The sequence below is a fragment of the Pseudomonas sp. genome, from assembly GCF_030684895.1.
Classification (GTDB): Bacteria; Pseudomonadota; Gammaproteobacteria; order Pseudomonadales; family Pseudomonadaceae; genus Aquipseudomonas.
In genome coordinates this window covers 1-12,623 of record NZ_JAUXXP010000018.1, presented here as the reverse complement: position 1 = coordinate 12,623, position 12,623 = coordinate 1, and the positions used below count along the sequence as shown (strand labels likewise).

Below are 12,623 nucleotides of genomic sequence, written 5' to 3'. Positions count from 1 at the left end.
TTTGCTTTTGCTGCGCCAGCGCTTGTTTTTTGTTGGGGCTGCCCCCATCTTAGGGCTAAGGGTCATCCCATCTGTTTACGGCCGTATGGCCGCCGTAGAGCCGAAATCATGAAGACAACCATCGAATTGCCTCTCCTGCCGTTGCGCGATGTTGTGGTCTATCCGCACATGGTCATTCCGTTATTCGTCGGGCGTGAAAAATCCATTGAAGCCCTTGAGGCTGCGATGACGGGCGAGAAGCAGATTCTGCTCCTCGCGCAGAGAAATCCTGCTGACGACGACCCAGATGAGGCGGGCCTCTATCGCGTCGGTACCGTAGCCACTGTGCTGCAGTTGCTGAAACTGCCGGACTGCACCGTCAAGGTGTTGGTTGAAGGCGAGCAGCGCGGCGAGATTGAGCGCTTTATCGAGGTCGACGGTCATTGCCGGGCTGAAGTGCAGCTGATTGACGAAGTTGATGCCGCCGAGCGTGAGTCCGAGGTCTTCACTCGCAGCCTTCTTAGCCAGTTTGAGCAGTACGTGCAGCTCGGCAAGAAGGTCCCTGCCGAAGTGCTGGCGTCACTCAATGGTATCGATGAGCCGAGCCGTCTGGTCGACACCATGGCTGCGCATATGGTGCTGAAGATTGAGCAGAAGCAGGAAATTCTGGAAATCACCGATCTGGCTGCGCGGGTTGAGCATGTCCTGGCGCTGCTCGATGCGGAAATCGACCTGTTGCAGGTCGAGAAGCGCATCCGTGGCCGGGTCAAGAAACAAATGGAGCGTAGCCAGCGCGAGTACTACCTGAATGAGCAGATGAAGGCCATTCAGAAAGAGCTCGGCGACAGCGAAGAAGGCCATAACGAACTTGATGAGCTGAAAAAGCGCATCGAGAATGCCGGTCTGACTGCCGAGGCGCATACCAAAGCCAATGCCGAGCTGAACAAGCTCAAGCAGATGTCGCCGATGTCGGCTGAAGCCACCGTGGTGCGCTCTTATATTGATTGGCTGGTCAATGTGCCGTGGAAGGCGCAGAGCAAGGTGCGCCTGGATCTGGCGCGTGCCGAAGCGATCCTCGATGCTGACCACTATGGCCTGGATGAGGTCAAGGAACGCATCCTTGAATACCTTGCCGTGCAAAAGCGCGTGAAGAAAATCAAAGGTCCGGTGCTTTGCCTGGTCGGCCCGCCTGGTGTGGGTAAAACCTCGCTGGCTGAGTCGATTGCCAGCGCCACCAACCGCAAGTTCGTACGTATGGCCCTTGGCGGCGTACGTGATGAGGCGGAAATCCGTGGTCATCGCCGCACTTACATTGGTTCTATGCCAGGTCGTCTGATTCAGAAGATGACCAAGGTTGGCGTGCGCAACCCGCTGTTCCTGCTCGATGAAATTGACAAGATGGGTCAGGACATGCGCGGCGACCCCGCATCTGCACTGCTTGAGGTGCTGGACCCAGAGCAGAACCACAACTTCAACGACCACTATCTGGAGGTCGACTACGACCTGTCTGATGTGATGTTCCTCTGCACGGCCAACTCGATGAACATTCCGGGGCCGTTGCTGGACCGTATGGAAGTGATTCGTCTGCCGGGTTACACCGAAGCCGAGAAGATCAATATTGCGATCAAATACCTGGCGCCCAAGCAGGTTCAGGCCAATGGCCTGAAGAAGGTTGAGCTGGTGTTCGAGGACGCAGCGATCCGCGACATTATTCGCTACTACACTCGCGAAGCTGGGGTGCGCGGATTGGAGCGACAGATTGCCAAGGTGTGCCGCAAAGTGGTCAAGGAGCATTCCACCGAGAAGCGCTTCCAGGTCACCGTCACGGCTGATTCGCTCGAGCATTTCCTCGGTGTGCGCAAGCATCGCTATGGTTTGGCTGAACAACAGGATCAAATCGGTCAGGTCACCGGTCTTGCTTGGACCCAGGTTGGTGGTGAGCTGCTGACCATCGAGGCGGTTGTGGTGCCTGGTAAAGGCCAGCTGATCAAAACCGGCTCGCTCGGTGATGTGATGCTGGAATCCATCACTGCTGCGCAGACCGTTGTACGCAGTCGGGCCAAAAGCCTGGGCGTGCCTGTGGACTTCTATGAGAAGCAGGACATCCATATCCATATGCCGGAAGGGGCAACGCCCAAAGACGGCCCCAGCGCAGGCGTTGGCATGTGTACGGCACTGGTTTCAGCCCTGACGCAGATCCCTGTACGTGCGGACGTGGCAATGACTGGTGAAATCACCCTGCGAGGTCAGGTATTGGCCATTGGTGGTTTGAAAGAAAAACTGCTGGCCGCTCACCGTGGTGGAATCAAGACCGTGATCATTCCGGAAGAGAATGTGCGCGATTTGAAAGAGATTCCGGAGAATATTAAGCAAGACCTGCAGATTAAACCGGTTAAATGGATTGACGAGGTCCTGCAAATTGCGCTGCAATACGCCCCGGAGCCCTTGCCTGATGCGGCTCCCATGGTTGCAAAGGATGAAAAACGCGAGACTGATTCCAAGGAGCGAATTAGCACGCATTAGCCGGAGGGGTTTCTTGACACATTTTTAGAGCCCTTGTTATAAAGCGGCTCTTATCGTGTCGGCAGGCTCTCCGCACCAGCTTCGCTTACATTTAAAAGCAAGAAATAAACTCAACAGAAATTAAGGGGACTTAAGAGTGAACAAGTCGGAACTGATCGATGCCATCGCTGCATCTGCTGATATCCCAAAAGCTGTTGCCGGCCGTGCGCTGGACGCAGTAATTGAATCCGTTACTGGCGCTCTGAAGGCTGGTGACTCCGTAGTACTGGTTGGCTTCGGCACTTTCGCTGTTAAAGAGCGTGCTGCTCGCACTGGCCGTAACCCACAAACTGGTAACCCGATCAGCATCGCTGCTGCCAAGATTCCAGGCTTCAAAGCCGGTAAAGCTCTGAAAGACGCTGTCAACTAAGCCTCTTTCGGTTTTGCCCAGCAGATCAGTTGAATGGCTGATCTGACGCGGGGCGGGATGTTCAGTCAGGCATAACTTGCTGAACACGACGAATCAGTTGCTTGAGTTCGATCCGCTTCGCCAGTTACGAGAAGGCGCATCCACTGATGCGCCTTTCTTCTATCCGGATTTTACCCACACTGCACGACTGCTTTATTTGTACAGTCGTTCTGGGGGACGCATGCTGCAAAACATCAGGGACAATTCACAGGGTTGGATTGCCAAAACCATCATCGCCATCATTGTCGCGCTGCTCGCGTTGACGGGTGTGGATGCCATTTTTACCAGCACCAGCAATAGCCAGAATGCCGCTGAGGTGAATGGTGAGAAAATCACTTCCGCCGAGCTCAGCCAGGCTGTCGAGATGCAACGTCGTCAGTTGCTGCAACAGTTGGGGCGCGATTTTGATGCCTCCCTGCTGGATGAGAAGCTGCTGCGTGAAGCCGCCCTTAAAGGCCTGATCGAACGCACCTTGTTACTCGATAGCGCCAAGAACGCCAAGTTCGCTTTTTCGCAACAAGCGCTGGATCAGCTAATCCTGCAAACACCTGAGTTTCTTGTCGATGGCCAGTTCAACCCTGAGCGTTTCGATCAGGTTATCCGTCAGCTGGGTTACAGCCGCTTGCAGTTCCGTCAGATGCTTGAGCAGGAAATGCTCATCGGTCAGCTGCGCGCCGGTCTGGCCAACAGCGGGTTTGTCACCGATGCCCAAGTGCAAGCCTTTGCCGCACTGGAAAAGCAGACTCGCGACTTCGCCACGCTGACCCTCAAGGCTGATCTGGATGCCGTCACGCTCAGCGATGATGACATCAAGGCCTACTACGACGCTCAGGCCAGCGAATTTATGAGCCCAGAGCAGGTAGTACTGGAATACGTCGAGCTGAAAAAAGACGCCTTTTTCGATCAGGTTGAAGTCAGCGATGAGGCGCTGCAAAGCGCTTATCAGAGTGAAATCGCCAACCTCGCCGAGCAGCGTCGTGCCGCGCATATTCTGGTTGAGGTCAATGACCAGCTGAATGACGAACAAGCCCAGGCCAAGTTGGTCGCGGTGCAAAAGCGTCTTGAGCAGGGCGAGGATTTCGCCGCGCTGGCCAAAGAAGTTTCCGATGATTCGGGTTCGGCAGGTGAGGGCGGTGATCTGGGATTTGCCGGTCCTGGTGTGTATGACCCAGCCTTTGAAGAAGCGCTGTATGCGCTGGACGAAAATGCCGTGTCGGCTCCCGTGCGCAGCGAGTTTGGCTGGCACCTGATCAAGCTGTTGGGTGTTCAGGCGCCGGAAGTACCGAGCTTCGCCAGTCTGGAAGAAAAACTGCAGCGCGACCTCAAGGCGCGTCAGGTTGAACAGCGCTTTGTCGAAGTGTCCAAAAACCTCGAAGATGCCGCGTTTGAAGCCTCTGATCTGGCTCAGCCAGCTCAGGAACTGGGCCTAGAGGTCAAGACCACTGAAGCCTTTGGCCGTCAGGGTGGTACTGAAGGCCTGACCGCTAATCGTCAGGTGATTCAAGCGGCATTCAGCGATGAAGTGTTGGAAGATGCCAGCAACAGCAGTGTGATCGAGCTCGACCCGAACACTGTGGTGGTGGTGCGCGTCAAACAGCACGACAAACCGGAGCAACTGCCACTGGAGCAGGTCGCTGATAGCATTCGTGCGCAACTGACCAAGGTTCGCGCAAGCGAAGCCGTCAAGGCCCAAGCCGAAGAACAGCTCGCTGCTCTGCGCACAGGCCAGACACCGATTAACCAGGCCGATGCCAAGCAGGGCTGGAATGTGGTCGAAGCGGCTACTCGCAGCCAGGAAGGCGTTGAGCCTGTGGTGCTGCAGGCACTGTTCCGCATGCCCAAGCCTGAAGCGGCTGATAAGCCGACCTTCGCCGGTATCAGTCTGAACAATGGTGATTTCGTGATCATCCGACTCAACGGCGTAAGCCAGCCGGAGCAAGCGCTGTCGGATGAGGACAAGGCCATGTACAGCCGCTTCCTCGCCTCGCGCGTCGGTCAGCAGGACTTCGCCGCGTTCCGCAAGCAACTGGAAGAGAAGGCTGATATCGAGCGTTTCTGATCGATATCGCTGACGCAAAAAAAAGGCCGCTTATTTAAGCGGCCTTTTTCTTGCTGCGATTTAACTGCTTACTCTTCCATAGCGCCCATGGCGGTGGTGTTGAAGCCGCCGTCGACGTACATGATCTCGCCGCTGACGCCCGAGGCCAGGTCCGAGCAGAGGAAGGCGCCGGCGTTGCCGACTTCATCGATGGTCACGTTACGGCGCAGCGGGGTCTGTTTCTCGTTGGCAGCGAGCATCTTGCGAAAGCTCTTGATCCCAGACGCTGCCAGGGTGCGGATCGGGCCAGCGGAGATAGCGTTAACGCGGGTGCCTTCCGGGCCGAGGCTGCCGGCCAGATATCGTACGCCGGCTTCCAGACTGGCCTTGGCCATGCCCATGACGTTGTAGTTAGGCATGGTGCGCTCGGCGCCCAGGTAGGACAGGGTCAGCAGGCTGCCGTTGCGGCCTTTCATCATTTCGCGGCCGGCTTTGGCCAGGGCCACGAAGCTATAAGCGCTGATGTCGTGAGCGATGCGGAAGCCTTCGCGGGTGGTGACGTCGGTGAAGTCGCCGTCCAGCTGGTCGCCGGGGGCGAAGCCAACGGAGTGAACGATGCAATCCAGGCCATCCCACTTCTTGCTCAGGGCCTCGAATACTGAGGCGATTTCCTCATCGTTGGCCACGTCGCAAGGGAAGCACAGTTCGGCGTTCGAGCCCCAATCAGCGGCAAAGCCTTCGACGCGGCCTTTGAGTTTTTCGTTCTGGTAGGTGAAAGCCAGTTCGGCGCCTTCACGGTGCATGGCTGCCGCGATGCCAGAGGCGATGGACAGTTTGCTGGCGACGCCAACGATCAGTACGCGCTTGCCGCTTAGAAAACCCATGGGTGTTGTTCCTCTTCCTGTCTACAAGAATTAACCAGCTGGGACCATAAAGGCTGCTTCCAGCAACTGCTGTGTATAGATGTCCTGTGGCGCGGCAAAGACACGTGCCGCCGGGCCTTGTTCGACTACTTTGCCCTGTTTGACCACCATCACCTGATGGCTCAAGGCCCTGACTACCGCCAGGTCGTGACTGATAAACAGGTAGGTCAGGTTGTATTTGGCCTGCAGCGAGCGTAGCAGCTCGACCACCTGGCGCTGTACGGTGCGGTCGAGGGCCGAGGTCGGCTCATCCAGCAGGATCAGCGCGGGTTTCAGCACCAGTGCGCGGGCGATGGCGATACGTTGGCGCTGGCCGCCGGAGAACTCATGGGGATAACGGTGGCGGGTTTCCGGATCGAGGCCGACCTCTACCAGTGCGTCGATGATGGCCTGTTCCTGCTCAGCTTCGCTGCCCATACGGTGAATCTGCAAACCCTCGCCAACAATCTGGCCCACCGACATACGCGGGCTGAGGCTGCCGAAGGGGTCCTGGAAGACCACCTGCATCTGCCTACGTAGCGGTCGGACATCCTCTTGCGACAGGTTGTCGATGGCCTGGCCCTGGAAGCGGATGCCACCTTGGCTGCCGAGCAGACGCAGAATCGCCAAGCCTAGGGTGGATTTACCCGAGCCGCTTTCGCCAACGATGCCCAGGGTATGCCCCTGCGGTAGGCTGAAATTGATGCCGTCCACGGCTTTGACGTGGTCGACCGTGCGGCGCAGCAGGCCTTTCTTGATCGGGAACCAGACGCGCAGGTTGTCGATTTCCAGCATGGGTTTGCCGGGCGGCTGATCGACCGGGCCACCAGTGGGTTCTGCGCCCAGCAGCTCGCAGGTGTAGGGGTGTTGTGGCGCTTTAAACAGCGTTTCGCATTCGGCCTGCTCGACGATATGCCCGCGCTGCATCACGCACACACGATGGGCAATTCGCCGCACCAGATTGAGGTCGTGGCTGATCAGCAGAATCGCCATGCCCAGGCGCGCCTGCAGGTCCTTGAGCAGTTCGAGGATCTTCAGCTGCACGGTGACGTCCAGCGCGGTGGTTGGTTCGTCGGCAATCAGCAACTCTGGCTCGTTAGCCAAAGCCATGGCGATCACCACGCGTTGGCGTTGGCCGCCCGACAGCTCGTGTGGATAGGCCTTGAGGCGCTTGTGCGGTTCGGGAATGCCGACCAGCTCAAGCAGCTCCAGGGTGCGCGCGGTGGCGGCCTTACCGCGCAGGCCTTTATGTAGGCCCAACACCTCGTTGATCTGCTTTTCGATGCTGTGCAGCGGATTCAGCGAAGTCATGGGCTCCTGGAAGACCATGGCGATATGGTTACCGCGAATGCCACGCAGCTTGTTTTCGTTGAGTTTGAGCAGGTCTTGCCCGGCGTAGTGGATGCTGCCGCTGGGGTGTTGCGCCAGCGGGTAGGGCAGCAGGCGCAGGATAGAGTGCGCGGTGACCGATTTGCCCGAGCCGCTTTCGCCAACCAGCGCCAGCGTTTCGCCGCGCTTGATATCGAAGCTGACTCCTTCCAGCACGCGTTGTTTCAGGCTGCCGGTGACGAACTCGACAGCCAGGTCGCGGACTTCGATGAGGGTGTTGGAATCGGTCATGTTATTTCCTCGGGTCGAAGGCATCGCGCGCCGCTTCGCCGATAAACACCAGCAGGCTGAGCATCAGGGCGAGGACGGCAAAGGCGCTGATACCGAGCCAGGGCGCCTGCAGGTTGGATTTGCCCTGGGCCACCAACTCGCCCAGTGACGGCGCGCCAGGCGGCAGGCCGAAGCCGAGGAAGTCCAGCGCGGTAAGGGTGCCGATCGCGCCGGTAAGGATGAACGGCATAAAGGTCATGGTGGAAATCATCGCGTTGGGCAGGATGTGGCGGAACATGATTGCGCCGTTCTGCATGCCCAAGGCGCGGGCCGCGCGCACGTATTCCAGGTTGCGCCCACGGAGGAACTCGGCACGCACCACATCCACCAGGCTCATCCAGGAGAACAGCAGCATGATGCCCAGCAGCCACCAGAAGTTCGGCTGCACGAAACTGGCGAGGATGATCAGTAGGTACAGCACCGGCAGGCCTGACCAGACCTCTAGAAAGCGTTGTCCGGCTAGATCGACCCAGCCGCCGTAGAAGCCCTGCAGGGCGCCAGTAAATACGCCGATGACCGAGCTGGCCAGGGTCAGGATCAGGGCGAACAGCACCGATATGCGGAAACCGTAGATCACTCGCGCCAGTACATCGCGGCCCTGGTCATCGGTGCCGAGCAGGTTCTCAGCCGACGGTGGTGCCGGGGCGGGCACCTGCAGGTCGTAGTTGATGCTGGAGTAGCTGTAGCGGATCGGTGGCCAGATCATCCAGCCGTCCTTCTCCTTGAACAGCTCCTGGATGTAGGGGCTTTTGTAGTTGGCCTGCAGTGGGAATTCGCCACCGAAGGTGGTTTCCGGGTAGCGCTTGAATACCGGGAAATACAGTTCGCTGTCGTAGCTCACCACCAGCGGCTTGTCGTTGGCAATCAGCTCGGCGCCGAGGGTGACGAAGAACAGCGCGAGAAACACCCACAGCGACCACCAGCCGCGTTTGTGCGCCTTGAACAGCTGGAAGCGACGTTGATTGATTGGGGACAGTTTCATCTCAACCCTCCCGGCTTTCGAAGTCGATACGCGGATCGACCAAGGTGTAAGTAATGTCGCCGATCAATTTCACCACCAGGCCCAGCAACGTGAAAATAAACAGGGTGCCAAATACCACTGGGTAATCGCGGTTGATCGCGGCCTCGAAACTCATCAGCCCAAGGCCGTCGAGGGAGAAGATCACCTCAATCAGCAGGGAGCCGGTAAAGAAGATGCCGATAAAGGCCGCAGGGAAGCCGGCGATAATGATCAGCATGGCGTTGCGGAATACATGGCCATACAGCACACGGGTATTGCTCAGGCCCTTGGCACGGGCAGTAACCACATACTGTTTGTTGATCTCATCGAGAAAGCTGTTCTTGGTCAGCAGTGTCAGGGTGGCGAAGTTACCGATCACCAGGGCGGTGACGGGTAGCGCCAGGTGCCAGAAATAGTCGAGCAGCTTGCCGGTAAAGCTCAGTTCGTCGAAGTTGTTCGAGGTCAGCCCGCGCAGCGGGAACCAGTCCCAGTAGCTGCCGCCGGCAAACAATACGATCAACAGGATGGCGAAGAGGAAGGCGGGGATCGCGTAGCCGACGATGATCAGCGAGCTGGTCCAGACGTCGAAGGCGCTGCCGTGGCGGGTGGCCTTGGCGATGCCCAGCGGGATTGACACCAGGTACATGATCAGCGTGCTCCACAATCCCAGGGAGATCGACACCGGCATCTTCTCGATAATCAGGTCGATAACCTCGGCATCGCGAAAGAAGCTGGAGCCGAAATCCAGTTGCGCGTAGCTCTTGAGCATCAGCCAGAAGCGTTCCGGGGCGGATTTATCGAAGCCGTACATGCGTTCGATTTCTGCCACTAGCTCTGGGTCCAGGCCCTGGGCGCCACGGTAGTTGGAGCCGGCTACCGAGACTTCGGCACCGCCGCCGGCAATCCGGCTGGTGGCGCCGTCAAAGCCCTCGAGCTTGGCAATCATCTGCTCAACCGGGCCACCGGGGGCGGCCTGGATGATGATGAAGTTGATCAGCAGAATGCCGAACAGCGTGGGGATGATCAGCAGCAGCCGACGAAAGATATACGCCAGCATGTTATTGCTCCACGTCTGCGGTGGTCTGCGCCGCTGCTGCATCGGCAGCGGCTTCAGGGGATTTTGCGCGGGCCCACCAGGTGTGCAGGCCTATGTCGTATTGCGGGGTGACCTTGGGATGCTCGAAGCGGTTCCAATAGGCCACGCGCCAGGTTTTGATGTGCCAGTTGGGTACCACGTAATGGCCCCACAGCAGTACACGGTCGAGGGCGCGGGTGTGGCTGATCAGGCTTTGCCGCGAGTCGGCATTAATCAGGCCTTCAACCAGGCTGTCCACGGCCGGGTCTTTCAGGCCGATAAAGTTGCGACTGCCAGGGTTGTCGGCGCTGCTGGAATGCCAGTACTCGCGCTGCTCGTTGCCAGGTGAGTTGGACTGGCCAAAGCCGCCGACGATCAGATCAAAGTCGCGCGAACGCAGGCGGTTGATGTACTGGGACACGTCAACGCGGCGGATCACCAGATCAATGCCCAGATCAGCCAGGTTGCGTTTGAATGGCAGCAGGATGCGTTCGAACTCGGTTTGCGCCAGCAAGAACTCGAAACTCACCGGTTTGCCGGTGCTGTCGAGCATCTTGTCGCCATCCACGCGCCAGCCGGCTTCCTGCAACAGCTGATAAGCGCGGCGCTGTTGCTCACGAATGATGCCGCTGCCGTCGGTGGTCGAAGGCTGGTACTCGTCGGTAAATACCTGGGGCGGAATTTGTGCGCGTAAAGGCTCCAGCAGTTTCAATTCATCGGCAGAGGGTAGGCCGATGGAGGCCAGTTCGGAATTGTCAAAATAGCTGCGAGTACGCGTATAGGCACCATTGAACAATTGCCGATTGGCCCATTCGAAATCAAACAGCAGGCCTATGGCTTCGCGTACGCGGCGGTCGCTGAACAGCGGACGGCGGGCGTTGAAGATAAAGCCCTGCATGCCGGTGGGGTTGTGGTTGGCGATCTCTTCCTTGATCAGCTGGCCATTGGCGACGGCAGCATTGTTGTAGGCGGTGGCCCAGTTCTTTGCGCTGATTTCCAGCCAGTAGTCGAACTGCCCGGCCTTGAGTGCTTCGAGGGCGACGGTGTTGTCGCGGTAGTAGTCGATCTGCAGGGTGTCGAAGTTGTAGAAACCGCGGTTGACCGGCAGGTCTTTGCCCCACCAGTCCTTGACCCGCTCATAGCGGATCGAACGGCCGGCCTGTACATGCGCCACCTTGTAGGGGCCGCTGCCCAACGGGACTTCCAGATTGCCTTTGCTGAAGTCGCGCTCGGCCCACCAGTGTTTCGGCAGTACCGGTAACTGGCCAACAATCAGCGGCAGTTCGCGATTGCCGCCCTGCTTGAAGACAAAACGCACGCGGTGGGGGCTTTCGACTTCGACCTTATCGACATCGGCGTAGTAGCCGCGGTACATCGGTGCGCCTTTGCTCATCAGCGTCTCGAAGCTGAATTTGACGTCTTCGGCGGTAACCGGCTGGCCGTCGTGGAAGCGTGCTTCGGGCCGCAGGTAGAAGCGTACCCAGGCGTTATCCGGGGCCTTCTCGATCTTTTCGGCGAGCAAACCGTATTCGGTGAAGGGCTCATCCAGGCCGTGACGGGTCAGGGTGTCGTAGATCATGCCGATGTCGTCGGCTGCAACGCCCTTGTTGATAAACGGGTTGAGGCTGTCGAAACCGCCAAAACCGGCCTGGCGCAGGCTGCCACCTTTGGGGGCGTCCGGATTGACGTAGTCGAAATGCGTGAAGTTGGCTGGGTACTTGGGCGGTTCGTCATACAGGGTTTGCGCGTGCTTGGGGCCGGCCAGTGCCAGGCTGGCAACGCTAAGCAGGGCAATGCTGCTGACGTGGATAAACAGGGCGCGCAATGCATGGGTCATTCAGCGTTCTCCATGGATTTCAGCCACCAGGTACGCAGGCCCAGGGTGTAGGGCGGCGTGGTGACGAAGGCAAATCGGTTGCGGTAAGCCAGGCGGTGGTAATCGATATACCAGTTTGGAATGCTGTAGTGCTGCCACAACAGTACCCGGTCGAGGGCGCGGGTGGCGGCGACTTGCTCGTCACGGCTTTGCGCCGACAGCAGTTTTTCAATCAGTGCATCGACCACCGGGTGGGTAACTCCGGCGTAGTTCCTGCCGCCTTTTATCTTGGCCTGGGAGGAGTGGAAATACAGCGACTGTTCCAGACCCGGGCTGAGGGTTTGCGGCAGTGTGAGCAGAATCATGTCGAAGTCGTACTGATCGAGGCGTTGTTTGTACTGGGCGCGGTCGACGGTGCGCAGGCTGGCCTGGATACCAATGCTGGCGAGGTTCTCGGTAAAGGGCTGGAGAATACGTTCAAGGTTTGGGTTGACCAGCAATATCTCGAAGCGCAGCGGCTGCCCATCGCTATTGAGCAGGTGTTGGCCGGAGGGCTTCCAGCCGGCTTCGGCCAATAGACCTAGGGCGCGGCGCAAGGTTTCCCGCGGGATGCCGCGGCCATCGGTCTGCGGCACGCTGAAGGGCTCGCTGAACAGGCGTGCCTGCAGCTGTTTACGATAGGGCGAGAGCAGCAGCCACTCGGCGCCTTGCGGTTTGCCGCTGGCGGCGAATTCGCTGTTGGGGTAGTAGCTCTGGGCGCGGGTGTAGGAGCTGTTGAACAGTGCGCGGTTGGCCCACTCGAAGTCGAACATCAGGCCAAGGGCTTCGCGTACCTGGCGCTCGGCAAATACTGCGCGGCGGGTGTTAATAAACAGCGCCTGGGTCTGGGTCGGGATCTGGTGCGGGATCTCGGCGCGGATCACTTCGCCACGGCTCAATGCTGGGAAGCGATAGCCGTTGGCCCAGTTCTTCGCCTGCTGTTCGATATAGATGTCGAACTCACCGGCCTTGAACGCCTCGAAGGCCACATGGCTGTCGCGATAGAACTCCACGTCGACCCGGTCGAAATTGTATTTGCCGCGGTTGGCCGGCAGCTGGGCGCCCCACCAGTCCTTGACCCGCTCGAAGCGCAGGCTGCGTCCGGGGCTGACCCGAGTAATGCGATAGGGGCCGCTGCCCAGCG

Annotated in this window: 9 protein-coding genes; 3 read left to right on the top strand and 6 right to left on the bottom strand. The window is 58.6% G+C overall.

The genetic code is table 11. The annotated features are described in order from the left end of the window. Positions 1-108 precede the first annotated feature (108 nt). From lon to Q8M42_RS04110, 3 genes are all read left to right on the top strand, one after another. The gene (lon, locus tag Q8M42_RS04120) at positions 109-2,502 is read left to right on the top strand and encodes an endopeptidase La (protein ID WP_305283476.1); all 2,394 of its coding nucleotides are present in this window, start codon (positions 109-111) and stop codon (positions 2,500-2,502) included. A 136-nt stretch (positions 2,503-2,638) separates the two neighbouring features. Beyond that, positions 2,639-2,911, top strand: coding sequence for a nucleoid-associated protein HU-beta (gene hupB, locus Q8M42_RS04115; protein ID WP_010490206.1), 273 nt, complete (start codon positions 2,639-2,641; stop codon positions 2,909-2,911). Between the two features lie 220 nt (positions 2,912-3,131). Next, positions 3,132-5,009 carry a SurA N-terminal domain-containing protein gene (locus Q8M42_RS04110; RefSeq protein WP_304869307.1) on the top strand — a complete coding sequence of 626 codons (1,878 nt, stop codon included), beginning with the start codon at positions 3,132-3,134 and terminating at the stop codon, positions 5,007-5,009. Between the two features lie 68 nt (positions 5,010-5,077). On the opposite strand, the gene fabI is transcribed toward Q8M42_RS04110, so the two are convergent. The 6 genes from fabI to Q8M42_RS04080 all read right to left on the bottom strand — a co-directional run. Next, positions 5,078-5,872, bottom strand: a complete 795-nt coding sequence (gene fabI / locus Q8M42_RS04105) for an enoyl-ACP reductase FabI (protein ID WP_304869305.1) — start codon at positions 5,870-5,872, stop codon at positions 5,078-5,080. Between the two features lie 30 nt (positions 5,873-5,902). Further along, complete coding sequence (locus tag Q8M42_RS04100; protein WP_304869304.1) at positions 5,903-7,510, bottom strand: ABC transporter ATP-binding protein; 1,608 nt, start codon at positions 7,508-7,510, stop codon at positions 5,903-5,905. 1 nt (position 7,511) lies between these two features. Next, positions 7,512-8,531, bottom strand: a complete 1,020-nt coding sequence (locus tag Q8M42_RS04095) for an ABC transporter permease (RefSeq protein WP_304869302.1) — start codon at positions 8,529-8,531, stop codon at positions 7,512-7,514. Between the two features lies 1 nt (position 8,532). Beyond that, the gene (locus Q8M42_RS04090; protein ID WP_304869300.1) at positions 8,533-9,606 is read right to left on the bottom strand and encodes a microcin C ABC transporter permease YejB; all 1,074 of its coding nucleotides are present in this window, start codon (positions 9,604-9,606) and stop codon (positions 8,533-8,535) included. A gap of 1 nt (position 9,607) precedes the next feature. Next, positions 9,608-11,461, bottom strand: a complete 1,854-nt coding sequence (locus tag Q8M42_RS04085; RefSeq protein WP_304869298.1) for an extracellular solute-binding protein — start codon at positions 11,459-11,461, stop codon at positions 9,608-9,610. Continuing rightward, positions 11,458-12,623, bottom strand: a 1,166-nt coding sequence (locus Q8M42_RS04080) for an extracellular solute-binding protein (RefSeq protein WP_305283462.1), incomplete at its 5' end; no start/stop codon positions are given. The genes Q8M42_RS04080 and Q8M42_RS04085, both read right to left, overlap by 4 nt.